The following is a 22,201-nucleotide window of genomic DNA, read 5'->3' as shown; positions in this document are numbered from 1 at the left end:
CACCACGCGACCCGAGATGCCGCGAACGAGCCGGCGAGAGCACGCACCGGCGGCGAGCCCGCCTACATCTCCTCGTGGGTCTCGGGGTCCGCGCCCCAGAGCCGACCGCGCTCGAGAGCCGAGATCGCATCGACCTGGTCATCGGTGAGCGTGAAGTCGAAGACGTCGGCGTTCTCGCGCTGACGGTCGGGGTCGGCCGACTTCGGAATGGGCGTGCTCCCCACCTGCACATGCCAGCGCAGCACGACCTGGGTCGGCGTCCTGTCGTGCACCACGGCGAGCTCGTGCAGCAGCTGCTCGGTGAGCAGTTCGCTGCGACGCGCGAGCGGGCTCCAGCTCTCGGTGCGGATGCCGTGGTCGGCGTGGAAGGCGCGCAGGGCGCCCTGCGGGAAGTACGGGTGCAGTTCGACCTGGTTCACGGCGGGCACGACGCCGGTCGCATCGATGAGCTCGGTCAGCATCGCCTCGGTGAAGTTGGAGACGCCGATCGAGCGCACGAGTCCGCGGTCTCTCGCGTCGATCATGCCGCGCCAGGTCTCGACGTACTTTCCGACGCTGGGGTTCGGCCAGTGGATGAGCTGGAGGTCGATGCGGTCGAGACCGAGCATGCCCAGCGAGCCCTGGATGCTGTCGATCGCCTGCTGGCGTCCGTGGTGCCGCCCGGGGATCTTGGAGACGACGAGCAGCTCGTCGCGGTCGATCGCGCTGCGGCGCACGGCCTCGCCGACCTCGTGCTCGTTCTCGTAGTTGACCGCGGTGTCGAGCAGGCGATAGCCCGACTCGATCGCCTCGACCATCGCGGCGATCCCCTCCTCACCGCGCAGGTTGTAGGTGCCGAGCCCCAGTTCGGGGAACCAGGCGCCGTCGTTCAGGGTCACGGTGGGGATCGAGATCATGGTTCCATCCTGGCGTGGTCGGGGTCGAGCGGGAGCGCTGCGGCCGCGTCTGCTCGCGGCAGGCTCCGGCCGGGTGGGCGTCAGGGAAGGTCTTCGACGTCGAGCGTGCCCTCGGCGGCGGCCTGTTCGTCGGCCGAGGCGCTGTGCTGATGCTCGTCGGCGAGGTCGGGATCGAGCGGACGATCATCGTCCACGTCGCCGGCGAGCACGTCGGGGATGTCGACCATCGGATCGGCGTCGTCATCGCCGGGGATGGGAACGACGGGCGGGTAGGACATGGCGTGCTCCGTTCCTTCGAGGTGTCGCGACCACGGTAGGCGCGGCGACGGCGGGCCGCACGGGGGTTGCGGGGTCCCGCCGATCGCGGTAGCGCTTGCCCCGTGTCGGCGGTCGGCGCTAGCGTCGCCACGCGAAGCCGCCGTGCCGGTGACGAGGAGGTTCGAGATGGCCATCGATCCGAGCAATGAAGAGAACGAAGCGGATGCCGCGCCCCCGGGTTCGTCCCGGATGACGGCGAAGGCGTTCCACGACTCCCCCGGGGTCGAGGACTGGCGGGTGCTCTTCTGGGGAGCGCATGCGTTCTATCTCACTGCCTCCTTCGCCGAGGCGGCCCGCTTCGTCACCGCGATCGCCGACGTCGCGGCATCCGTCGGTCACGACCCCGACGTCGACGTACGCCCAGAGGGGGTGACTGTGCGCACGTTCTCGCGGAGCGACGGCGCGCTGAGCGGTGTCGATGCCGAGCTTGCCGCGCTCGTGTCCGCCCAGGCCGCCGAGCTCGGGCTGCGCGCCGACCCGTCGCAGCTGAAGGTCGTCGGCATCGCGGTGGCCCAGCACGAGGGCGTCGACACCCGGCCGTTCTGGACCGCGGCACTCGGGTACGACGACCTCGGCGACGAGGATGCCATCGACCCCCAGCGGCGCGGACCGCACCTGTGGTTCCACGCCCTCGACCCGTCGGTCCCCGGGCGCGGGCGCACGCACATCGACGTGAGCGTCCCCCGCGAGGTCGCCGAGCAGCGGGTCGAGGCCGCGCTGGCCGCCGGCGGGCGGGTCGCCCGCTCGAACGCACCTCACTGGTGGACCCTCGCCTCCCCCGACAACCACGGGGTCGACATCGCGGCCTGGCCGGACTTCGAAGACCACGACGAGGGCGACTGATCCGGGCGGGCACTGTCACCGCCCCGTCGATCAGCCGGCGTCCACCCACCGGATGCGCTCGCGGGGTCCGGGGATCCCGCGCTCGACCCGGTGCCACGAGCCGTCGCGCCACACCTCATAGGCCGAGAACGCGCAGGCGATGCCCTGCGCCGCCATGAGGTCGGCCGAATCCATGAGCTGGAAGTGCAGGTGCGGCGACGTCGAGTTCCCGGTGTGGCCCACCCGACCCAGGATGTCGCCCGCGACGACGCGCTGCCCGTTCGCGACCTCGACGGAGCCGGTCACCAGGTGGGCGAACCCCGCGTAGACGTCTCCGGCGCGCAGGATCACGTGGTTCCCGAGGATCGACGGGATCTTCTCGGGCCGGAAGGTGAGCCCGTTCCAGATCATGCGCCCCGCCTCGCGGAACGGGTTGACCCACTCGCGCTCCGCGACGCCGTCCACGGCGCCGACGACTTCGGCGTCGAAGGGCGCGTGAACGGTCGCACCCCACGCGTAGCACTCGCTCGTACGCCCGCCGATCGTCGACGCCAGGAACGTCGACGTGGGATGCACGTGCACTCCAGGCCGATCGTCGACCCGCACGAAGTCGTACGCGTAGCGCTGACCGAGGATGTCGACACCATGGCTGGGCACCCTCGCCGCGGGAGTCGTCACCGCCATCCAGCCGGAGCCGCGCAGCGGAAAGTCCACGACGACCGGGTTCGCGAGCTGATCGGGCACCCGCCCGAGCGTAGCGGCGAGAGTCTCAGCGCGCGAGGGCGAGGGATCCCGGACGGGCGCCGAGCAGCGTCTCGGCGGCCCGGGACATCTGCGCGATCGCGGTAGCGGGATCGGCCTCCCGTACGAGCGACTGGGCGTTGAGGCCGTCGACCATGCCCATGATCTGCCAGGCCACCGCCGACGTCTCGGCCGTCGCGAACGAGCCGTCCGCCACGCCTTCGTCGGCGATCTCGACCAGGAGCAGCTGCCACACCGACATCTGGCGGCGCACCGCGGCCGCGAGCGCGGGGTTCCGCCTCGAGATCGCCCAGCTCTCGACCCAGACCACCGTGAGGTCCTCGCGCGAGCCGTCGAGCAGCGTCTCGAGCACTCGCGCGAACCGCGCGGCGGGTGAGGCCTCGCGGGCGGCGAGCGCCCGGACCTCGCGGATCTCCTCTTCGACGAGGTCGCTGTACACCCGCGCCACGAGGTCGTCCATCGAGGGCTGGTAGTGAGCGATCAGACCGGATGCCACGCCCGCCCGATCGGCCACCGCCCGCAGCGTGAGGGCGCCGAGGCCCTGCTCCCGGGCGATCGCGGTCGCGGCGTCGAGGATCTCGGCGGCGCGCTCCGCGGGTGCCTTGCGGGTCCGGACGCGCGGATCGGTGGTTGACATGTCTCCGCCAGTGTAGGTACTGTCGCGTATTGATCGCTCGATCAATAGTATGCGGCCGGCGATCGCCCCGCGCGATCGTGGCGCGGCCTGCAGAATGACACCGAGGAGCGATCATGACCTGGACGATGCCGCCCGAGTGGGCACCGCAGGACCGCGTGTGGATGGCCTTCCCGCGCGTGGGGAACACCCTGGGCGACGACGCCGCCTCGGCGGACGAGGCCCGCGACACCTGGGCCGCGGTCGCCAACGCCGTCGCCGGGTTCGAGCCCGTGACGATGGTCGTCGATCCCTCGGCCGTGCCCGAGGCGCGACGGCGGCTGGGCGGCGAGGTCGAGATCGTCGAAGCACCGCTCGACGACTTCTGGATGCGCGACATCGGGCCGACGTTCGTGCTCGACGAGTCCGGCTCGCTCGGAGCGGTGGACTGGACCTTCAACGGCTGGGGCGCGAACGCCTGGGCGACGTGGGAGCGCGACGACCGGATCGCGCGCTTCGTCGCCGAGACCTCGGGGGCGACGCACCTTCCGTCGCCGCTCGTGAACGAGGGCGGCGGCATCCACGTCGACGGCGAGGGCACCGTCCTCCTCACCGAGACCGTCCAGCTCGACCCGCGTCGCAACCCGTACGCCACCAAGGAGCGCGTCGAGTGGGAGCTGCGGCGCACCCTCGGGGCGAGCACCTTCGTGTGGCTGCCGCGTGGCCTCACCCGCGACTACGAATCCGCCGGAACGCGGGGCCACGTCGACATGGTCGCCGCGTTCGCGCGTCCCGGCACCGTCCTGCTGCACTGGCAGGACGACCCCTCTCACCCGGACTACGCCGTCGTGCGGCAGGTGCGCGCCACCCTCGAGGGGGCGACGGATGCCGCAGGCCGTGCACTCGAGATCATCGAGCTTCCCGCCCCCGCCACGCTGCGCGACGACGAGGGCTTCGTCGACTGGAACTACGCCAACCACCTCGTTGTGAACGGCGGCGTCATCGCGTGCGGCTACGGCGAGCCCGCGGCCGACGCGCGCGCAGCAGCGATCCTCGGGGAGGCCTACGGGCGTGAGGTGGTGACGATCGACGCTCGTCCGATCCTGGAGCGGGGCGGCGGCATCCACTGCATCACGCAGCAGCAGCCGTCGCCGGGCGTGCGATGACCGCGCGCTTCCCGGTCGTCGAGGCGACCATCGCCGAGCTGCGCGCGGCGCTCGAGGCGGGCAGGGTCACGAGCGCCGGCCTGGTGGACGCCTATCTCGATCGCATCGAGGCCTACGACCGCGGCGGGATCCGGCTCAACGCCGTCGTCGAGCTCAATGCGGACGCGCGGGCCGAGGCCGAGGCATCCGATCACCGCCGCGCCGAAGGGCGCACCCTCGGGCCGCTCGACGGGATCCCGTACACGGCGAAGGACTCGTTCCTCGTGCGCGGCATGACGGTCGCCGCCGGATCGCCCGCGTTCGCGAACCTGCGCGCCATGCGCGACGCGTTCTCGATCGAGAGGCTGCGCGCCGCCGGATGCGTGCTGATCGGGCTGACGAACATGCCGCCGATGGCCAACGGCGGCATGCAGCGCGGACTCTACGGCCGCGCCGAGAGCCCCTACAGCGCGGACTACCTGACGTCGGCCTTCGGCTCCGGTTCGTCCAACGGCTCGGGCACCGCGACGGCGGCCAGCTTCGCGGCGTTCGGGCTCGGCGAGGAGACGTGGTCGAGCGGCCGCGCGCCCGCCTCGAACAACGCGCTGTGCGCGTACACCCCCTCACGCGGCGTGATTTCGGTGCGGGGCAACTGGCCGCTCGTTCCCACCATGGACGTGGTCGTCCCGCACACGCGCACGATGGCCGACCTCCTCGAACTGCTCGACGTGCTCGTCGAAGACGACCCCGAGACGCGCGGCGACTTCTGGCGCGCCCAGCCCTGGGTCGAGATCCCCGCCGCGTCGTCGAACCGCCCGGCGTCGTTCCCGGCCCTGGCCGCGGCCGACGCCGAGCAGGCGCGCGACGCCCTGGCAGGACGGCGCATCGGCGTGCCGCGCATGTACATCAACGCCGACCCCGACGCCGGGACGAACCCCGAGGGCGGCATCGGCGGTCCCACGGGTCAGCGCATCGAGACCCGCGCCTCGGTGATCGCGCTGTGGGAGCACGCCCGCCGCGACCTCGAGGCGGCCGGCGCCGAGGTCGTCGAGGTCGACTTCCCCGCGGTCACGAACTACGAGGGCGATCGCCCGGGCGCGCCGACCCTCGCCACACGAGGGCTGGTGACTGCGGAGTTCCTGCGCCGCGAGATCGTCGACCTGTCGGCGTGGGCGTGGGACGACTTCCTGCGGGCAAACGGCGACCCGGCGCTCGATCGGCTGGACGACGTCGACGGCGCCTCGATCTTCCCGCATCCGGACGGCGCGCTGCCCGACCGGTACACGGGCTTCGAGGACGACATCGCCGACTACCCCGCGCAGGTGCGCGCGCACCCCTACGACTCGATCGCCGACATCCCGGAGCTCGAGGGAGGGCTGCGCGGGCTCGAGGAGACGCGACGCCTGGACCTGGAGGAGTGGATGTCGCGCCTCGGCCTCGATGCGGTGGTCTTCCCCGCCGTGGCCGACGTCGGACCGGCGGACGCCGACGTCGACGAGGCGTCAGCGGCGCTCGCATGGCGCAACGGCGTGTGGGTCGCGAACGGCAACCTCGCGATCCGGCACCTCGGGATCCCGACCGTCACGGTGCCGATGGGGACGATGGCCGACATCGGGATGCCGGTCGGGCTGACGTTCGCCGGCCCCGCCTACGCCGACGCCGACCTGCTCCGCCTGGCCTCGGCGTTCGAGGCGCTCCGCCCTCGGCGGACAGCGCCCGGGCGGACGCCTGAGCTCGAGTGACCGAGAGCCGGACTCACCGCTGCCGAGTGTCGGCCATCGCTCCGGCGCGCTGATCCGACGCATCGGGCGACTGGTCGTCGTCGGTGTGCAGCGACGGCGGTGCCGCCGCGTACGCCGCCGACAGGTCGCGGTACGGCTTGGAGACGAACGCGAGCAGCACGACGATCAGGAGCAGCAGACTCGCGGCGACGAAGGCGAGCGCGATGCCGCGCGCCTCTCCGGGACCGAGCAGCCAGCCGAGGGAGTCCTGACCCTGCTGCGAGTTCATGTAGGGGATGAGCCAGAACTGCGCGATCGGGCCGATGAGGAACGCCGAGATCGGCGCCGCCGCTGACTCCACGCTGGCCGCGAAGCCGAACACGCGGCCCTGCTTCTCGAAGGGGACCACGCGCTGCACGATGGTCTGCTCGGCGGCCTCGGCGATGGGCATGAGGCACATGAAGACGAGGATGCCCACGGCGTACAGCCACCACCACTCGCGGATGGCGAAGGTCATGCCGAGCAGCGCGATGCCGACGTTGACGAGCAGCATGGTGCGCACCGGGTTCTTGCCCAGCCCGAACTTGGCGACCAGGCCGCCGCCGAGGATGAAGCCCAGGCTCGTGATTCCGAGGATGATGCCCCAGACCTCCACGGAGAACAGCGTCAGCCCGTAGGGATCCATGAGAGCCATGAAGACGCCGCCGACCAGGTTGTTGAATGTCGAGAACAGGATCAGCGCGAGCAGCCCCGGCACGACCATGACAGCCGGGATGACGCCCTTGAAGCCGAAGCCCTTCGGAGTCTCGCCCTCGACGCGCGCGATGCCGCGCTCGGGAATGCGCACGAACAGCAGGTGGACGAGCGCCAGCGCGGTGGCGACGATGGCGATGATCACCGTCCAGCCCATGCCGAGGAGGCCCACGGACAGACCCGAGAACACGCTCGTCACCATGAAGGCGATGCCCTGCACCGCGCCCACGAGCCCGTTGGCCTTGTCTCGGCGTTCGCTCGGAACGAGGAGCGTCACGGTCGTCGAGAGGGCGATGTTGCGGAGGTTCTCCACGACGCCGCCGATCAGGATGACACCGGCGAACACCCAGAACCAGGGACCGCCCCAGTCCACCAGCACGTCTTCGGGGAAGGACAGGTACAGCGCGCCGGCCATCAGGTACGTGGCGAGGGTCACCACGCTGGAGATGACCATGACGGCCTTTTTCTTCGTGTGATCGACGATCACGCCGAAGACGACGCCGAAGACGGCCACGAGCAGCATGTACGAGCCGCCGATGATCGCGGTGGCCAGCACGGATCTGGTCTCGAGATAGGCCCAGAACGTCAGCGCCCACCACAGGTAGCTCGACGTGACGTTGGCCACCGCGGTGTTCGCGAGCACCTGATAGAACGCGCGCACCGTGTGGGGACCCGGCTTGTACTGGAGGGAGTCGTCGCTCGTGGCGATCTCTGGCTGCGCCATGGGTCTTCCTTCTGCGCGTGGCTCTCCGCCACGGGATGAGTCGGGGGTAGGGTGGATGTGGACACCGTACACATCGATGTTCACACCGTACACACTTGGCCGGAGCGATGCAATGATCGCGCAGACGCGCACCTATCATCACGGAGACCTCCGACGTGCGCTGATCGACCAGGGACTGCTCCTCGCTCGCACGGGTGGCCCCGCCGCAGTGACGCTGCGCGAGGTGACCCGCGCGGCCGGCGTCTCGCCCAACGCCGCCTACCGCCACTTCTCCGATCGCGAGGATCTGGTGCATGCGGTCGCCGCCGACGCGCAGCGCGCCTTCGGCCGTGCCATCAGCGCGCGGGTCGATGCGACGCCGGCCGGCCTGCCGGCCGCGGAGGCGTCGATCGAGCGGCTGCGGCGCGTGGGCCTCGCATACATCGACTTCGCCCGCGCCGAGCGCGGCTGGTTCGAGCTCGCCTTCGCCACCCAGGACGCGGAGCCCAGCGCGGAGATCGTGACCCTCGATGACGAGGTGGTCGCGCCGTTCCAGCTGCTCCTCGACACGCTGGACGGGATGGTCGCCGCCGGGGCGCTTGCTCCGGAGCGTCGTCCGTACGCCGAATGGGCGTGCTGGTCCTCGGTCCACGGGTTCGCGGACATCGCGGTGCACGGGCCGGTGCAGTGGCAGCCGGCGCACGTGATCGACGCGCTGGCGACGGCCGTGGTCGAGGCCGCGATCGTCGGTGTGCGCGGCACCGCGGAGCTCCCGGCATCCGCTTCTCCCGTCGTCTGAGCGCGGTGGTCACCGACCCATCGCGGGGCCTCGTAGACTGCGGCGCATGACCCCCGCCGCGAACGAAGTGGCCGAGAGTGCGCGCGCCCGGCCGTCGCTCGTACGTCGCGGAGTGTGGTGGGCAGCGGACTACCTCTATGCCGCACGTCGCCAGCTCGCCGTGGTCGCACCGCCGTGGTCGCTCGGCCGGGCGCGGAGCGTCCCCGCCTCCTGGGAGCGCGGCGACCCCGACCGTCCGACGGTGGTGCTGCTGCCCGGGGTGTACGAGCACTGGACGTTCCTCCGCCCTCTGGGCGACGCGCTCGCCCGGGCAGGGCACCGGGTCGATGTCGTGCACGGGCTGGGGATGAACCGCCGCGGCATCCCGGAGACGGCGGAGCGACTGGGCCGCCTCCTCGCCGACCACCCCGCACCGCCTGCGGGCCGGGTCCTCGTGGCGCACAGCAAGGGCGGGCTGATCGGCAAGCACCTGCTCGTGACGTCGGGCGCCGCGACGGAAGCCGCTGCGGAGGCCGCCGCGGGCGGCGATCCGGCGCAGGCCGCGGCGAGCGCGCCACCGCCCACCGGCGGGCGTCCGCTCGGGCTGCTCGGGCTCGTGGCGATCGCGACGCCGTTCGCGGGCGCTCGGCTGGCGCGGCTGTTCCTGGTCCCCAGCATCCGCGCCTTCGTCCCCGCGAACAAGACGATCGTCATGCTGGGGCGCGAGACGTCGGTCAACGGCCGGATCGTGTCGGTCTTCGGTCCGTACGATCCGCACATCCCGGAGGGGAGCGCCCTCGACGGCGCGACCAACGTGGCCGTCCCGGCGGCCGGGCACTTCCGGGTGCTCGCCTCTCGGCGGACGCACCAAGCGGTCCTCGACGGCGTGAACCTGCTCGCGGCGCCCGCTCCGTCCTGACCCTCCCGGGGTCAGTCGCTTTCCGGGGTCAGCCGGTTTCCGGGCCGTCGCTCCCCGACGTCAGTCGTTCCCCGCGCCGTCGCTCTCAGGGCCGCCGCTCTCAGGGCCGCCGCTCTCCGCGCCACCGCTCTCCGCGCCGTACAGACGCGCGATGCCCGGCGCGTCGAGCCAGCCGTCGTACGTCTCGGTCCGCGGCCACCCCTCCGGCGAGTCCTGCCAGACCTCCTGGCGGCCGTACGGCAGCAGGTCGATCAGACCGAACGTGTGGCTCAGCTGCTCGGTGCCGCGGCCGTTCGTGTGCCACGTGCGATAGACGGTGTCGCCGTCGCGAAGGAACACGTTCACCGCGAAGCCGGCTCTCGGCGGAGCGTCGACGTCGGCGCCGAAGGGGCTGTTCGCGGTGGAGTACCAGGTCATGCGATTGCCGACCTTGTGCCGGTACGCCATCGCCTCCTCGATCGGACCCTGCGTGACGACGACGAACCGGGCGTCGTACGACTCGAGGAAGCCGAGCCTCGTGAACTGGGAGGTGAAGCCCGTGCAGCCGTCGCACTGCCACTGCGCGCCCGGCTTCCACATGTGGTGGTAGGTGATGAGCTGCGAGCGGCCCTCGAACACGTCGACCAGGCGCACGGGCCCGTCCTCGCCCTCGAGCGTGTAGTCGGGCAGGCGCACCATCGGCAGGCGCCGACGCTGCGCGGCGATCGCGTCGAGCTCACGCGTCGCCGCCTTCTCGCGTACCCGCAGCTCGGCCAGTTCCGCGCGCCAAGTGGCCTCGTCCGTGACGGGAGGAAGCGCCGCAGCGGTACGCAGGATGTCGGTCATGAGATCCACCGTTCGATGTGTACAGCGTGAACATTAATGTGGACATCGTACACATTGCCCCGTCGCGGCGGAAGAGCCCGAGGAAATCCAGCCCGGTCCGTGGCCGGTCGAGCGCTAGCGTGGAGCGCATGAGCCTTCCGATCGACCCCACGTCCACGTCCGCCTGGGCCGAGCTGAGCGCCCTCCAGGAGTCGTTCACCCCAGATCTGCGCGGCTGGTTCGCCGCCGATCCAGGCCGGGTGGAGCGCCTGAGCCTGCCGCTCGCCGACCTGCACGTCGATCTCTCGAAGAACCTCGTCACCGATGAGGTCCTCGCCTCGCTCGTCCGTCTCGCGGAGCAGACCGGCGTCGCCGAGCGGTACGCCGCGATGCTCGCGGGCGAGCACATCAACACCACCGAGGATCGCGCCGTACTCCACACCGCACTGCGGCGTCCGGACGGCGCTTCGCCTGCGCTCGTCGTGGACGGGCAGGACATCGACCGCGACGTGCAGGCGGTGCTCGCCTCCATCGATGCCTTCGCCGACCGGGTGCGCTCGGGCGAATGGACGGGTGTGACCGGCAAGAGGGTCACGCACATCGTGAACATCGGCATCGGCGGGTCCGACCTCGGGCCGGTCATGATCTCCGCCGCCCTCGAGCCCTACGCCACTGGGGGCATCGAGGCACGGTTCGTCTCGAACATCGATCCCACCGACATCGCCCAGAAGACGAAGGGCCTCGACCCCGAGACGACGCTGTTCATCGTGGCGTCCAAGACCTTCACGACCCTGGAGACGCTCACCAATGCGCGGCTCGCGCGCGACTGGCTGTGGGCAGGTCTCGAGAGCGCCGGCGCGATCGACTCGGATGACGCCGCGCGCACCGATGCGGTCGCGCACCACTTCGTGGCGGTGTCGACCGCCCTCGACAAAGTGGAGGCGTTCGGCATCGATCCGGCCAACGCGTTCGGCTTCTGGGACTGGGTCGGCGGCCGCTACTCCGTCGACTCGGCGATCGGCCTCTCGCTCGCGATCGAGCTCGGACCCGACGTCTTCCGCGAGCTGCTCGCCGGCTTCCACGCCGTGGACGAGCACGTGCGAAGCACGCCGCTTGCCAAGAACGTCCCCGTCCTCATGGGGCTCCTCAACGTCTGGTACGTCAACTTCCTGGGCGCGCAGTCCCACGCCGTGCTCCCGTACGCGCAGCAGCTCAGCCGCTTCGCCGCCTATCTGCAGCAGCTCACGATGGAGTCCAACGGCAAGTCGGTGCGCTGGGACGGCTCCCCCGTCACCACCGACACCGGCGAGGTCTTCTGGGGCGAGCCCGGCACCAACGGCCAGCACGCGTTCTACCAGCTGATCCACCAGGGCACCCGGCTGATCCCCGCCGACTTCATCGCCTTCGCCATTCCGGCGTACCCGCTGGCCGACGACGGACGCGACGTTCACGGGCTGTTCCTGTCGAACTTCCTCGCGCAGACCAAGGCGCTCGCGTTCGGCAAGACCGCCGCAGAAGTCGAGGCCGAGGGCACGACGGGCGCCCTCGTCGCCGCCCGCACCTTCGCAGGCAACCGGCCGACGACGTCGATCTTCGCGCCGGCGCTCACCCCGGCGGTGCTGGGCCAGCTCGTCGGGCTCTACGAGCACATCACCTTCACGCAGGGCGTCATCTGGGGCATCAACTCGTTCGACCAGTGGGGTGTCGAGCTGGGAAAGCAGCTGGCGCTGCAGATCGCTCCCGCGATCGAGGGCGACGAGACGGCGATCGCGGCTCAGGATGCCTCCACCCGAGCCCTCCTCGCCTACTACGCGGCGCACCGGACGTCCTGAGCGGAGCGGATCAGGACCGCTGATCAGGGCTTTTCGTCGCGCCCTCTCCCACGGTTCTTCCAGCGAAGGCAGGGGATTCGCCCAGACGGGGCTTGCAGACTCGGAACTTCGTGCCCACCCGAAGGGCGCACACCGGCGCGCGCCGCCGGTGAAGCCACACCGAAGGATCCCGACTCTTCATGCTGCCTACGCGCACGCCCCGCACGCCCCGCACGCCCTCACGAACCCACGTTCTGCCGACCGCCGTCGGCATCGGAGCCGTGGTCGGCCTCGCAGTGCTGACCGCCTTCACGACCACCGCGGCCGCCGCCGCTCTCGACCCGTCGCCCACGGCATCCCCCGTCGGCGCGTCCTTCGCCCTCGCTCCCTCGGCAGCGGCGGTGACGGTGCAGACGCTCGACGCCATCACCGCCGACGCCGAGACGACTCTCGCCGACGCCCGCACCGCGATGGCCGACGCCGGACGGGCGAGCGCAGAGGTGGACGCAGCGGGCCTCGACCTCGGCGATACCGACACGACGATCGACACCGGCGATCTCCGCGAGCAGGTCGAGCACCTCGCGGGTCTGGACGTGCTGCCGCTGCTGTTCCTTCCCGATGTGGCCGCGCAGACGGCGGCCGAGACCCGGCTCGTGGTTGCGAAGACCGCTGAGCTGCGCGAGCGTCTGGCGGATGCCCAGGCCGAGAAGGCTGCCGAGGAGGCCGCGGCGAAGGCTGCGGCAGAGGCCGCCGCGAAGGCCCAACGTGAGGCTGAAGCGGCCGCTGCCGCCGAGGCGGCCGCCGCTGCCGCGAACACTCCGGAGGGCGCGAAGGCCGCGGCACGGCAGATCGCCTCCGCCGAGTACGGCTGGGGCGGCGACCAGTTCTCCTGCCTCGAGTCGCTGTGGAGCCGCGAGTCCGGCTGGAACTACCAGGCCTACAACGCGTCGAGCGGTGCCACCGGCATCCCGCAGTCGCTGCCCGGCAGCAAGATGGCCAGCGCCGGCGCCGACTGGCAGACCAACGCGACCACCCAGATCCGCTGGGGTCTGCAGTACATCTCGGCCGCGTACGGCAGCCCCTGCGCAGCGTGGGGACACTCCGAAGCGACCAACTGGTACTGAGCCGGTCAGCTCGCCGGCGGCCGCCAGACCATCGTGTGACCGGTCGCCTCGAACGACTCGTACCCCGCCAGCTTGCCCGTCTTGGTGGACTCGATGACGAAGCCGACGGATTCATAGAACGCCCGGGCGCTGTTGCCGTCGAGCACTTCCAGCTCCACCGGACCGGTCGCCTGGCTCAGCATGTGCTCGATGAGCGCGCGTCCGATCCCGCGGCGATAGAGCTCGGGATCGACATACGCCCAGGTGATCTCCTCGCGCGATCCCGCGATGAATCCTGCGACGCGGCCGTCGAGTTCGGCGACCCAGACCTCGTCGTCGAAGAGCCCCTCGTTCTCGTACGTCGCCGCGAGGTCGAGGTAGGCGTCGAGCAGGCCGGCGCCGCGCAGTTCGTCCACGCGTGCGGCGTCGTGGATGCGGGCGATGTCGTCCCAGTCACGGGGCTCGTACGGGCGGATGGCGACCGTCATGACGGCACTCCTTCGAAGGTCAGGCTCGCCAGGCGGCGAGGATCTCGATGTGCCGCAGCAAGAACGCGCGCTCGTCCAGCCGCTTGCGTCGCAGCCAGCCGGTGACCTCGTCATTGCTCTTGCTGGCATTGCAAGACCGGCACGCCGGCACCACGTTCTCGAACGTGTACCGGCCGCCGCGCGAGATCGGCAGCACGCAGTCCTTCTGGAAGGGGCCGGCGACCGAGGCGCAGTACGCGCACGCTCCCCAGGCCTCGACGATCGACTCCCACTCGTCGAGAGTCAGGTCGTTGTCGGCCGCCGCAACCCGGCGAGCACGACGGCGCGAGGCGCGCGCGCGACGCGTGTTGCTGACGGGCATGGTGTGAGCGTAGCGACCGGTTCCAGGCGAGGGCGGATGCCGCGCTCAGGCGCTGGCGATGACGGCCACCACGTTCGCCAGGTCACCGTCGAGCCGTGCGATTGCGACATCCGTCGTCATGCGCGGCTCTCCGTCGCCCTCGTCGACCGACGCCCCCAGCGTGAGGTGGGGACGGTAGCCTTCCCCCCAGTACGCGGGCTCGTCCGCCTTGAGATCAGTGAGCACCACGAGCTCATCGACCAGGTGCCGATGCAGCTCGGTGATGCGCCCCGGCAGCACCAGGCGCACCGGGATGTCCCGGTCCGGCCCGAACTTCGCGCGACCGCCGAACTCGATTCGGAGGGGCGCGTCGAGTCCGGGCGCCTGACGCAGTGCCTCGGCGATCCGATCGACGGAGGCCGCGGTGACGAAGTTGGACACGAGCGTCACGTGCGCGGGCCAGCGCCGTCGAGAGAACGTCGTGCCGACATCGAGCCGATCGAAGAGGGCGACCACGGCGTACCGCTCAGCGGTTCGGGGCTCAGCCACGGACTGTTTCGGCCACGTTGGCGAGCAGCTGGAGGCGTTCCTGGCTGGGGGATCCGGGTTCGGCGGAGAAGACGACCATCTGAAGTCCACGGTCGGACGCGAGGTCCATCGCTTGGAAGGTGAGGTCGAGGTCGCCGACCACCGGGTGGTGGACGAGTTTGAGCCCGGTGCGGTGTTCGCGGACGTCGTGCGCCCCCCAGAGTTTTCGGAACAGATCGCTGCGGGTCGACAGCTCGCCGACGAGGTCACTGAGCTGACGGTCGTAGGGTGAACGCCCCGCCTCAGCGCGAAGCACGGCCACGATCTGACGGGTCTGCGCTTCCCACTCCCGGTAGAAGGTCTGGGCGCGCGGCTCCAGGAAGATGAACCGGGCAGCATTGGCCGGCGGTCGGGCACCGACGAGCATCTCCGAGAACAGGGCCGCCCCGAGCCGGTTGGTGGCGACAGCATCCAACCGGCCGTTCTGGACGAAGACCGGCACGGTCGACATCGCGTCGATCGTCTGGCTCATCCCGGACGTGAGCTGGCTCTTCCGTGCGGTCCGTGCGCGCGGCCGAGGGTGAGCGCCTGCGTTCGCGGCGCGGATCAGGTCGTGGAGGTGGGCATGCTCGGCTTCGTCGAGCCGCAAGGCACGGCTGACGCCGTCGATGACGGCTTCGGACACCCCGGCGGCATGGCCCCGCTCGAGTCGCTTGTAGTACTCCGCGCTCATTCCCGCAACCAGAGCGACTTCCTCGCGGCGCAGGCCCGGCACCCGGCGGCGACCACCGAAGTCCGGCAGTCCCACCTGTGCGGGGGTCAGTTTGGCGCGCCTCGTGGTCAGGAACTCGCTGATCGCCCCGCTCGTGTCCATGCGATCGAAATTACGCCGACTTCGAGCCGCGAGGGGGTCCCTGTCGGTGCACCTCTAGGTAGGGCCACGCTGATTCCGGCGATTCGGCGTTGACTCGAACCATCGGCCGCCGGAGGACGTCGCCGAGAGCATCGCGTACATGGTGACCCGTCACCGCCGGTCCTCCATCACCATGCCCACCTCACAGGCCTGACGGCCCGAACGGAAGCCATTATGAAGAACGCACACCTCGGGACCCTCGAGGTCTCCCGCATCGGCCTCGGCGCGATGACCATGGCCGGCACGTACACGACGGGCGGGCGTCTCGACGACGACGAGTCCATCCGCACCATCCACCGTGCCCTGGACCTGGGCGTCACCCACGTCGACACCGCCGAGATCTACGGCCCGTACCTCAGCGAGGAGATCGTCGGCCAAGCCCTCCGGGGCCGCCGCGATCAGGTGAAGATCGCCACGAAGTTCGGGCTCGTCTCGCACTCGGGCGACGGACCGGGCGTGACCGACAGCGCACCCGCGAACGTGAAAGCCGCTGTCGAGGGCTCGCTGCGGCGCCTCGGGACGGACCACATCGACCTGTACTACCAGCACCGGGTCGACCCGAACACGCCCATCGAAGAGACTGCCGGTGCGGTCGCCGACCTGATCGCCGAAGGCAAGGTGCTCCACTTCGGTCTGTCCGAGGCATCCGCACGAACCATTCGCCGGGCACATGCCGTGCAGCCGGTTTCGGCGCTCCAGACCGAGTATTCGCTCTGGACTCGCGACGTGGAGTCGGAGATCCTTCCCGTGCTCCGCGAGCTGGGCATCGGGTTCGTCCCCTACTCTCCCCTGGGGCACGGGCTGCTGACCGGGCAGATCCGTTCCGAGGCCGACATCCCCGATGACGATTGGCGCAAGACCAACCCACGGTTTGTCGGTCAGAACTTCGACCGCAATCTTCGCCTCGTGGACGAGGTCCGCGCAATCGGTGCCGAGATCGGCGCGACCCCCGCCCAGACCGCGTTGGCGTGGATCCTCACCCGTGGCGACGACATCGCCCCGATCCCCGGCACTCGCCGCGTGACGCGAGTGGAGGAGAACACCGCCGCCGACGCCGTCGTGCTCACGTCGGACCAGATCGACCGCCTCACCGGACTCGAACCCGCCGCCGGCGAGCGACACGACGAAGCCAACATGGCCTCCATCGACCGGTAGGCGGACCCGCCCCACTGACCTGAGACCGATCCACGCAAATGAATCACAAAAAGATAACGCTGAACCCTTGTCGTCGTTATCTTGCCGTTATAGAGTGCTCTCACGGTAGTTGTTTTGCTGTGGCAGCTACCGACATGTGATTGCAGGACACTCTTGGTGCAAGGGAAAAGGGCCGGTCGGTAGCCTCTCCGACCGGCCCTTACTCTTGCCCTCCGAGCCTCGGGTGTCCGTGCTCAGGTTTTGTGCCTGGATCTGGGCTTCCTGCCGGTGCAATGTCGGAGGCCCTCGGCAGAATAGAGCCATGCCCGAGGCCCCCGCACCGTCGATTGACGACCGCGACGCCGCCGAGCTCGCCCTCCTCGACTCGCTCGTCACGAGCATCGTCGACACCCGCGCCGCGATCGCAGCGCTCCAGGCCTTCGAACTCACCCTCCTGGCGTCAGCCGAGGCCCTCGCCGACGAGCAGACCTCGCGTATCCCCTCGAATGACAGCCGCGCGCGCGAGATGCCCCGGCGGTCGATAGCCGCCGAGATCGGCACGGCCGTACGAGTCAACGACCGCACCGTGCAGCGGCGACTGGCCGAGGCATCCGCTCTCGCGCGGGACTTCCCCCGCGCGATCCGAGCGCTCGGCGAGGGCCGCATCGACCGCGCGCACGTCTCGGTGATCTTCGAGACGGGTGGGGCGATCACGGATGCCGCGGCCCGCGCCGATTTCGAGAACGCCGCGGTCGCCTGCGCCGAACGCGAGACCCCGGGGCGCCTGCGTCCGCTGCTGCGCACGCTCGCCGCCCGGCTCGACCCGGTGTCGATCGACGACCGGCATGCCCGAGCGTCTGCAGGGCGCGGCGTGTGGGTCGCCGATCTCGACGACGGCATGGCGCAGCTCATCGCGACCCTCCCGGCGACGCTGGCGCATGCGATCCACGACCGGCTCACGCGTCTCTCGCACGCCGTCATCGATGCCCGCACGCCCGTCGACGCGGTGCCGGCCGGCGACGCGCCACTGGCCGGCGGCGCGCAAGCGGATGCCGCATCCCCCGAACGCGACGATGCGCCCGGCCCCGACCCCGATCGCCGCACGGTCGGCCAGGTCCGCGCCGACGTCCTGGCCGATCTGCTCCTCACGTCCGATCCGTCGACGGCGCCGATCACGGGCGAGCCCATCCGCGCGCACGTGCAGGTCACCGTGCCGGTGCTGACGCTGATCGGCGCAGGTCGCGCTCCCGCGGAGCTCGCCTGCCACGGTCCCATCGACGCAACGACCGCCCGGCACCTCGCAGGCGCCGCGACCGGATGGGATCGCGTCCTCACCCATCCGGCCGCGGGAGCCGTGCTCGCCGTCGACCGCTACCGCCCGAGCGAGGACCAGCGGCGACTGCTCCGAGCTCGAGACGAGCACTGCCGGTTCCCCGGATGCCGCATGCCCACCGCCCGTTGCGACATCGACCATACGATCGACGCCGCCCGCGGCGGCCCGACCGACGCCGCCAACCTCGCACACCTGTGCCGTCGGCATCACTCGCTCAAGCACGCCTCTGCGTGGCGCGTGCGCCAGGTCGACGGCGGCCGGCTGGACTGGACCAGCCCGACCGGTCGCTCTCACGCCGACGAGCCGGCCGGCACCGTGAGGTTCCGAGCGAGCGGCGATCCACCGCCCTTCTGACCGCAAGAGCTCACAAGCCGCCCACCCACCGCCGACCACGCGAGCCCGGACACCTGAACAACCCAGACGCGGGTGCCGAGAGCTGCCCGAGCGCGCCGGCCCTCAGGTTCAAGCCGCTCAGACTCCCCCGCCGCCTCCGCCACCGCCGCCGCCACCGGCGGAGCCGCCGCCGCTGGAGCCGCCCGAGGTCGACGACGAGGAGGCGGTGCTCGCAGACAGGGTCGAGATGCCCGACGAGAACGCCGCGGCGTTGAATCCACTCGAGCCGGAGTACCACCCCGGCGAGTTGCCCGAGCCGTAGAGCACCGCCAGCTCCCGCGCCCACTCCTTCTCCTGCCCGAACACCACGGCGTAGGGCAGCAGCGTCTCGTACAGCCTCAGCATCACGCGGGGATCGGTGGTGTCGACCGGCACACGCTCCGCGCCTTGCGGCGACTGCAGCATGCGGATGCGATCTGCCTCGGCCCACTCGATGAACTCCTTGAGCCCGGCGAGGTGATCCCGCGTCTCGGCGCCGGCGGCGGTCAGCGGCTTCCGCGAGACCATCCCGATCACCGTGATCATGGCGAGCCCGGAGCCGATGATGAGCACGATCGGCACGAGGGGATTCACCAGGCTGTCGAGGGCGGCGAAACCGAACACGAACACGAGCGCGGTCGCACCGGCCGCCACGAGGAGAGGCCATACCCGGATGCGCGCGGGACCTCGCGGCGCAGTCCCCGGTTGACGAGTTCCTGGGTCGCCGCCTTGAGGATCCCCTGCGCCGCCGTCGAGAAGCGGGTGTCGGTGCGACCGAACTCGAACTCCTCGCCGGGGGTGCCCGACGGGAACAGTCCCTCCAGCAGCATCCGCCCATCGCCGTCGGCCCGCGAGGGATCGACCAGCACGGCGCGGAGCTTCCCGCCGCCCCAGAATCTGCGGTCGCCCTCGACGATGCGGATGCTGCCGACGACCGCCTGCTCGAGCACCTCGGCCGGAATCGCCTTGGTCGTCAAACCGAGGAGCACCGCGCTCTCGAGGGCGTCGATGGCGCGGGGCGGCGTGTACTCGGCGATGATCACGGGCCGGCCCGGCGCGTCGCGCAGACGGCGGGAGCGCGTGACCGCCGCGAACGCGACCGCACCGCCCATCCCCAGCGCGGCCAGGCCCTGCAGCCAGCCCCACGGCGATGCGAGGAACGACGAGTCGAACGGCGTGAACGTCCCCCGCTCGAACCCGATCGCGATCGTCATGGTCTGGTGCGGCAGGAGTTCTGACGCGGATGCCGCCACCACGCCGCCGGCGGCCGTGATGGAGCATCCCTCGCTCGAGCCCTCGTAGCCCACGTAGCAGGCCTCGGCACCCGTGCGAGCGTCCGCGATGTCGGGTGCCATCGTGACGCGAGCGGTCACGCGGCCGAACGGCTGCTGCCACTCGGTGCCGTTGACGTTCCAGTAGAGCTCGTCCACCCCGGTGTCGTCGAACGTGCGCGTGACGTTCTGCAGCGTGTAGGTGAACACATACGTCTGCCTGCCGTGGACGAAGTCGTCCGCGCGGGAGGTCATGACGTAGTAGCCGCCATCGTCGGACTCGACCTCTGCCTCGCGCGGCTTCCCCTCGCCGTCGGTGATCGACACGAGCTCGGGGTGCAGCGGAGCCCCCAGATAGGAATCGGGGATGCGGCGCTGCATCCCGCGGTTCTGGTCGAACTCGGGGAACACCGCGACGAACGTCTCGACGACCGTGAGGATGCTGGTGCCGTCCTCGGCGCGGCTGAGCTCGTACTCCGCGTCGAGGCTCTCGAACGTGAAGTCGTTCACATCGGCATGTGCCGGGCCGAAGCCGGCCACCACGACGCCCAGGCCGAGGGCGACCGCGATCAGACCCACGACGAGCGCACGCCATCCGGCCCGTGCACCGCGAGAAACGGCGGCGACTGTCCCCATGGGCCCAGCCTAGGGGTCTGCTTTGGTCGTAATCTTGTCGCTATGACCGATCGTCGTCTGGCCATCGATGCCTGGGAGAGCCTCTTCCGCGCGCAGCACGAGGTGTTCGGCGACATCAACGACGACTTCCAGGAAGACTCGCTCAACCAGGCCGAGTACGACGTGCTGCTCACGGTGACGCGCGGCCCGAACATGACCGCCCGCCTCCGCGACGTCACCGCCAACATGCTGATCAGCCAGCCCAGCGTCTCGCGGCTGGTCGATCGCATGGCCGCGCGCGGTCTCATCGAGAAGTGCGCCGACCCCGACGACGGGCGAGGCGCGCTGGTGCGCGCCACCGATGCGGGGGCATCGGTCTTCCGCCGACTGGCGAGCGCGCACGGCCGGGCCATCGCGGAGCGGATGTCGCTGCTCAGCGACGACGAGCTCGCGCAGCTCCGCGATCTCACCGGAAAGCTCCGCAAGAAGCAGCCGGGCTGCTGAGCGCTCCGCCCGCGGTTAGGGCGTGCGGCGCCGCAGCGTGAGCGACGCCAGGACCAGGGCGCCGACGAGGAAGCCGGCGACGACCAGGAGCGGACCGTAGACGTCCCACCCCTCGTCGCCCGCGGTGACCGCGTTGATCGCATCGATCGCGTAGCTGAGGGGCAGGATCTTCGAGATCGCGTAGAGCGCTTCGGGCATGTCCTCGCGCGGCATGAAGAGCCCACCGAGCAGGATCTGCGGGAAGACGATGAGCGGCATGAACTGCACCGCCTGGAACTCGGTGCGTGCGAAGGCGCTCGCCAGCAGGCCCAGCGCCATGCCGAGCACCGCGTCGGTCACCGCCACCAGGCCGAGCTGCCACACCGGGCCGTCCGTCTCCAGCCCGCACACCCACACCGCGAACGACACCGTGACGACGGCCTGCAGCATGGCCATCAGACCGAACGCGAGGGCGTAGCCGAGGATGAAGTCCGCCTTGCCGAGGGGCGTGGTCATCAGGCGTTCGAGTGTTCCCGACCGGCGTTCGCGCAGCGTCGTGATCGAGGTGATCAGGAACATGATGATGAACGGGAACAGCGCGAGGATCGGCGGCCCGTAGACGTCGAACACGCCCTCCTGCTCGCTGAACAGCCACGCGAACAGCCCCACCAGCAGGCTCGGCGCGATGAGCATCAGCGCGATCGAGCGCGGGTCGTGCGTGAGCTGACGGAGGATCCGCGCGGCCGTCGCGAAGGTGCGGGTGCCGTTCATTCGCCGGCCTCCTCGCGCGCCTCGCGCCGTGTGCTCGGGCGGTGATCGGCGGAGCCGGCGACATCGCGCTCGATGAGGGAGAGGAACGCGGCATCCGGATCGGACTGCCCGGTGTCGGTCAGCAGACCCTGGGGGGTGGTGTCGGCGATGATGCGCCCCGCCCGCATCAGGATGAGGCGGTCGCAGCGCAGTGCCTCGTCCATCACGTGGCTGCTGACCACGATGGTCGCCCCGGCACCCGACAGCCCGCGGAAGACGTCCCACAGCTCGGCACGCAGCACGGGGTCGAGCCCCACGGTCGGTTCATCGAGCACCAGGAGCTGCGGGCTCCCCAGCATCGCGACGGCGAGCGACACCCGGCTCTCCTGGCCGCCGCTGAGCGAGTCCACGGTCTGGCGCGCCTGGCCGCCGAGACCCACCTCCTCGATCACTCTCGCGACGTCGGAGCGCGGCGCCCCGATGATCCGCGCGAAGTAGCGCAGGTTCTGCTCGATGGTGAGGTCGCCGTAGACGGATGCGGCCTGGGTGTCGTAGGCCACCCGGCGACGCTGGGCCGCCGTGCCGGCGGGGTCGTCGAGCACTGTGACCGTGCCCCCGGCCACCTTCTGCACGCCGACGATCGAGCGCATCAGCGTCGTCTTGCCGCAGCCGGACGGGCCCATGAGTCCGGTGATCTGCCCGCGCGGGATGTCGAAGTCCAGGCTCGTGAACACCTCGGTCCGGCCGCGTCTGACGTGGAGCCCGCGTACCTCGACGGCGTTCGCCGGCGAATTATTCATCACGCGATGAATTATTCGCCCGGTCG

Annotated in this window: 24 protein-coding genes; 10 read left to right on the top strand and 14 right to left on the bottom strand. The window is 70.6% G+C overall.

Annotated elements, in window-relative coordinates; genetic code table 11:
* Window positions 1-62: 62 nt before the first annotated feature.
* On the bottom strand, window positions 63-896 hold the full coding sequence (locus SOM19_RS04160; protein ID WP_320485291.1) for an aldo/keto reductase: 834 nt from the start codon (window positions 894-896) through the stop codon (window positions 63-65).
* Between the two features lie 80 nt (window positions 897-976).
* Window positions 977-1,174 carry a hypothetical protein gene (locus SOM19_RS04155; RefSeq protein ID WP_320485290.1) on the bottom strand — a complete coding sequence of 66 codons (198 nt, stop codon included), beginning with the start codon at window positions 1,172-1,174 and terminating at the stop codon, window positions 977-979.
* 166 nt (window positions 1,175-1,340) lie between these two features.
* On the opposite strand from SOM19_RS04155, the gene SOM19_RS04150 reads away from it, so the two are divergent.
* Window positions 1,341-2,057: a 4a-hydroxytetrahydrobiopterin dehydratase gene (locus SOM19_RS04150; RefSeq protein WP_320485289.1), complete on the top strand. Its 717-nt coding sequence runs from the start codon at window positions 1,341-1,343 to the stop codon at window positions 2,055-2,057.
* Window positions 2,058-2,087: 30 nt separating this feature from the next.
* Here SOM19_RS04150 and SOM19_RS04145 read toward each other — a convergent pair whose 3' ends face one another.
* Window positions 2,088-2,780, bottom strand: a complete 693-nt coding sequence (locus tag SOM19_RS04145; RefSeq protein ID WP_320485288.1) for a M23 family metallopeptidase — start codon at window positions 2,778-2,780, stop codon at window positions 2,088-2,090.
* 25 nt (window positions 2,781-2,805) lie between these two features.
* On the bottom strand, window positions 2,806-3,435 hold the full coding sequence (locus SOM19_RS04140; RefSeq protein ID WP_320485287.1) for a TetR/AcrR family transcriptional regulator: 630 nt from the start codon (window positions 3,433-3,435) through the stop codon (window positions 2,806-2,808).
* Window positions 3,436-3,548: 113 nt separating this feature from the next.
* Between SOM19_RS04140 and SOM19_RS04135 the strand changes: the two genes are divergently transcribed.
* Entirely contained in the window at window positions 3,549-4,577 is a 1,029-nt protein-coding gene (locus SOM19_RS04135; protein WP_320485286.1) for an agmatine deiminase family protein, read from the top strand.
* Complete coding sequence (locus tag SOM19_RS04130) at window positions 4,574-6,298, top strand: amidase (RefSeq protein ID WP_320485285.1); 1,725 nt, start codon at window positions 4,574-4,576, stop codon at window positions 6,296-6,298. Before SOM19_RS04135 ends, SOM19_RS04130 begins: the two co-directional genes overlap by 4 nt.
* Before the next feature lie 13 nt (window positions 6,299-6,311).
* On the opposite strand, the gene SOM19_RS04125 is transcribed toward SOM19_RS04130, so the two are convergent.
* Entirely contained in the window at window positions 6,312-7,754 is a 1,443-nt protein-coding gene (locus SOM19_RS04125) for an MFS transporter (RefSeq protein ID WP_320485284.1), read from the bottom strand.
* Between the two features lie 112 nt (window positions 7,755-7,866).
* Here SOM19_RS04125 and SOM19_RS04120 point away from each other — a divergent pair, with 112 nt between their 5' ends.
* Both SOM19_RS04120 and SOM19_RS04115 read left to right on the top strand, forming a co-directional pair.
* Window positions 7,867-8,532 (top strand): TetR/AcrR family transcriptional regulator, encoded by a 666-nt coding sequence (locus SOM19_RS04120; protein WP_320485283.1) that lies wholly within the window; start codon window positions 7,867-7,869, stop codon window positions 8,530-8,532.
* A gap of 46 nt (window positions 8,533-8,578) precedes the next feature.
* The gene (locus SOM19_RS04115; RefSeq protein WP_320485282.1) at window positions 8,579-9,430 is read left to right on the top strand and encodes an esterase/lipase family protein; all 852 of its coding nucleotides are present in this window, start codon (window positions 8,579-8,581) and stop codon (window positions 9,428-9,430) included.
* A 60-nt stretch (window positions 9,431-9,490) separates the two neighbouring features.
* Here the strand turns inward: SOM19_RS04115 and SOM19_RS04110 are convergent, their stop codons facing one another.
* Window positions 9,491-10,255 carry a DUF899 domain-containing protein gene (locus SOM19_RS04110; RefSeq protein ID WP_320485281.1) on the bottom strand — a complete coding sequence of 255 codons (765 nt, stop codon included), beginning with the start codon at window positions 10,253-10,255 and terminating at the stop codon, window positions 9,491-9,493.
* 128 nt (window positions 10,256-10,383) lie between these two features.
* Here SOM19_RS04110 and pgi point away from each other — a divergent pair, with 128 nt between their 5' ends.
* Together pgi and SOM19_RS04100 are read left to right on the top strand one after the other, a co-directional pair.
* On the top strand, window positions 10,384-12,066 hold the full coding sequence (pgi, locus tag SOM19_RS04105) for a glucose-6-phosphate isomerase (RefSeq protein ID WP_320485280.1): 1,683 nt from the start codon (window positions 10,384-10,386) through the stop codon (window positions 12,064-12,066).
* 179 nt (window positions 12,067-12,245) lie between these two features.
* Window positions 12,246-13,169: an aggregation-promoting factor C-terminal-like domain-containing protein gene (locus tag SOM19_RS04100; protein ID WP_320485279.1), complete on the top strand. Its 924-nt coding sequence runs from the start codon at window positions 12,246-12,248 to the stop codon at window positions 13,167-13,169.
* Between the two features lie 5 nt (window positions 13,170-13,174).
* Here SOM19_RS04100 and SOM19_RS04095 read toward each other — a convergent pair whose 3' ends face one another.
* From SOM19_RS04095 to SOM19_RS04080, 4 genes are read right to left on the bottom strand one after another with little or no spacing between them, the layout of a single operon-like run.
* A complete protein-coding gene (locus SOM19_RS04095) occupies window positions 13,175-13,636 on the bottom strand; it encodes a GNAT family N-acetyltransferase (protein WP_320485278.1) in 462 nt (153 codons plus the stop codon).
* 19 nt (window positions 13,637-13,655) lie between these two features.
* Complete coding sequence (locus SOM19_RS04090; protein WP_320485277.1) at window positions 13,656-13,997, bottom strand: HNH endonuclease; 342 nt, start codon at window positions 13,995-13,997, stop codon at window positions 13,656-13,658.
* Window positions 13,998-14,042: 45 nt separating this feature from the next.
* Window positions 14,043-14,525 (bottom strand): 2'-5' RNA ligase family protein, encoded by a 483-nt coding sequence (locus SOM19_RS04085; protein ID WP_320485276.1) that lies wholly within the window; start codon window positions 14,523-14,525, stop codon window positions 14,043-14,045.
* Window positions 14,518-15,312, bottom strand: a complete 795-nt coding sequence (locus tag SOM19_RS04080) for a helix-turn-helix transcriptional regulator (RefSeq protein ID WP_341850254.1) — start codon at window positions 15,310-15,312, stop codon at window positions 14,518-14,520. Before SOM19_RS04080 ends, SOM19_RS04085 begins: the two co-directional genes overlap by 8 nt.
* 279 nt (window positions 15,313-15,591) lie before the next feature.
* Between SOM19_RS04080 and SOM19_RS04075 the strand changes: the two genes are divergently transcribed.
* Both SOM19_RS04075 and SOM19_RS04070 read left to right on the top strand, forming a co-directional pair.
* Window positions 15,592-16,572 carry an aldo/keto reductase gene (locus SOM19_RS04075; RefSeq protein WP_320485274.1) on the top strand — a complete coding sequence of 327 codons (981 nt, stop codon included), beginning with the start codon at window positions 15,592-15,594 and terminating at the stop codon, window positions 16,570-16,572.
* Between the two features lie 301 nt (window positions 16,573-16,873).
* Window positions 16,874-18,238, top strand: a complete 1,365-nt coding sequence (locus SOM19_RS04070) for an HNH endonuclease signature motif containing protein (protein ID WP_320485273.1) — start codon at window positions 16,874-16,876, stop codon at window positions 18,236-18,238.
* Between the two features lie 117 nt (window positions 18,239-18,355).
* Here the strand turns inward: SOM19_RS04070 and SOM19_RS04065 are convergent, their stop codons facing one another.
* Window positions 18,356-18,910 (bottom strand): DUF2207 family protein, encoded by a 555-nt coding sequence (locus tag SOM19_RS04065; RefSeq protein ID WP_320485272.1) that lies wholly within the window; start codon window positions 18,908-18,910, stop codon window positions 18,356-18,358.
* On the bottom strand, window positions 18,847-20,163 hold the full coding sequence (locus SOM19_RS04060) for a DUF2207 domain-containing protein (RefSeq protein WP_320485271.1): 1,317 nt from the start codon (window positions 20,161-20,163) through the stop codon (window positions 18,847-18,849). Before SOM19_RS04060 ends, SOM19_RS04065 begins: the two co-directional genes overlap by 64 nt.
* 42 nt (window positions 20,164-20,205) lie before the next feature.
* Between SOM19_RS04060 and SOM19_RS04055 the strand changes: the two genes are divergently transcribed.
* Window positions 20,206-20,646 carry a MarR family winged helix-turn-helix transcriptional regulator gene (locus tag SOM19_RS04055; RefSeq protein ID WP_320485270.1) on the top strand — a complete coding sequence of 147 codons (441 nt, stop codon included), beginning with the start codon at window positions 20,206-20,208 and terminating at the stop codon, window positions 20,644-20,646.
* 15 nt (window positions 20,647-20,661) lie between these two features.
* Here the strand turns inward: SOM19_RS04055 and SOM19_RS04050 are convergent, their stop codons facing one another.
* Both SOM19_RS04050 and SOM19_RS04045 read right to left on the bottom strand, forming a co-directional pair.
* The gene (locus SOM19_RS04050) at window positions 20,662-21,396 is read right to left on the bottom strand and encodes an ABC transporter permease (RefSeq protein ID WP_320485269.1); all 735 of its coding nucleotides are present in this window, start codon (window positions 21,394-21,396) and stop codon (window positions 20,662-20,664) included.
* Complete coding sequence (locus tag SOM19_RS04045) at window positions 21,393-22,175, bottom strand: ABC transporter ATP-binding protein (RefSeq protein WP_320486657.1); 783 nt, start codon at window positions 22,173-22,175, stop codon at window positions 21,393-21,395. The genes SOM19_RS04050 and SOM19_RS04045 overlap by 4 nt, the downstream gene beginning before the upstream one ends.
* Window positions 22,176-22,201: the final 26 nt, after the last annotated feature.

The sequence above is a fragment of the Microbacterium sp. CFBP9034 genome, assembly GCF_034045255.1.
Classification (GTDB): domain Bacteria; phylum Actinomycetota; class Actinomycetes; order Actinomycetales; family Microbacteriaceae; genus Microbacterium.
The sequence above is the reverse complement of the archived record's forward strand: the minus strand, read 5'-3'. Positions and strand labels throughout refer to the sequence as shown.

What these genes read in the sequence shown, in the direction of transcription:
- SOM19_RS04110 (WP_320485281.1), bottom strand. Translation starts at nt 10,255, where the DNA reads ATGACCGACATCCTGCGTACCGCTGCGGCGCTTCCTCCCGTCACGGAC.
- SOM19_RS04125 (WP_320485284.1), bottom strand. Translation starts at nt 7,754, where the DNA reads ATGGCGCAGCCAGAGATCGCCACGAGCGACGACTCCCTCCAGTACAAG.
- SOM19_RS04130 (WP_320485285.1), top strand. Translation starts at nt 4,574, where the DNA reads ATGACCGCGCGCTTCCCGGTCGTCGAGGCGACCATCGCCGAGCTGCGC.
- SOM19_RS04095 (WP_320485278.1), bottom strand. Translation starts at nt 13,636, where the DNA reads ATGACGGTCGCCATCCGCCCGTACGAGCCCCGTGACTGGGACGACATC.
- SOM19_RS04155 (WP_320485290.1), bottom strand. Translation starts at nt 1,174, where the DNA reads ATGTCCTACCCGCCCGTCGTTCCCATCCCCGGCGATGACGACGCCGAT.
- SOM19_RS04070 (WP_320485273.1), top strand. Translation starts at nt 16,874, where the DNA reads ATGCCCGAGGCCCCCGCACCGTCGATTGACGACCGCGACGCCGCCGAG.
- SOM19_RS04050 (WP_320485269.1), bottom strand. Translation starts at nt 21,396, where the DNA reads ATGAACGGCACCCGCACCTTCGCGACGGCCGCGCGGATCCTCCGTCAG.
- SOM19_RS04120 (WP_320485283.1), top strand. Translation starts at nt 7,867, where the DNA reads ATGATCGCGCAGACGCGCACCTATCATCACGGAGACCTCCGACGTGCG.
- SOM19_RS04075 (WP_320485274.1), top strand. Translation starts at nt 15,592, where the DNA reads ATGAAGAACGCACACCTCGGGACCCTCGAGGTCTCCCGCATCGGCCTC.
- SOM19_RS04055 (WP_320485270.1), top strand. Translation starts at nt 20,206, where the DNA reads ATGACCGATCGTCGTCTGGCCATCGATGCCTGGGAGAGCCTCTTCCGC.
- SOM19_RS04045 (WP_320486657.1), bottom strand. Translation starts at nt 22,175, where the DNA reads ATGAATAATTCGCCGGCGAACGCCGTCGAGGTACGCGGGCTCCACGTC.
- pgi (WP_320485280.1), top strand. Translation starts at nt 10,384, where the DNA reads ATGAGCCTTCCGATCGACCCCACGTCCACGTCCGCCTGGGCCGAGCTG.
- SOM19_RS04160 (WP_320485291.1), bottom strand. Translation starts at nt 896, where the DNA reads ATGATCTCGATCCCCACCGTGACCCTGAACGACGGCGCCTGGTTCCCC.
- SOM19_RS04060 (WP_320485271.1), bottom strand. Translation starts at nt 20,163, where the DNA reads ATGGGGACAGTCGCCGCCGTTTCTCGCGGTGCACGGGCCGGATGGCGT.
- SOM19_RS04135 (WP_320485286.1), top strand. Translation starts at nt 3,549, where the DNA reads ATGACCTGGACGATGCCGCCCGAGTGGGCACCGCAGGACCGCGTGTGG.
- SOM19_RS04100 (WP_320485279.1), top strand. Translation starts at nt 12,246, where the DNA reads ATGCTGCCTACGCGCACGCCCCGCACGCCCCGCACGCCCTCACGAACC.
- SOM19_RS04140 (WP_320485287.1), bottom strand. Translation starts at nt 3,435, where the DNA reads ATGTCAACCACCGATCCGCGCGTCCGGACCCGCAAGGCACCCGCGGAG.
- SOM19_RS04090 (WP_320485277.1), bottom strand. Translation starts at nt 13,997, where the DNA reads ATGCCCGTCAGCAACACGCGTCGCGCGCGCGCCTCGCGCCGTCGTGCT.
- SOM19_RS04115 (WP_320485282.1), top strand. Translation starts at nt 8,579, where the DNA reads ATGACCCCCGCCGCGAACGAAGTGGCCGAGAGTGCGCGCGCCCGGCCG.
- SOM19_RS04150 (WP_320485289.1), top strand. Translation starts at nt 1,341, where the DNA reads ATGGCCATCGATCCGAGCAATGAAGAGAACGAAGCGGATGCCGCGCCC.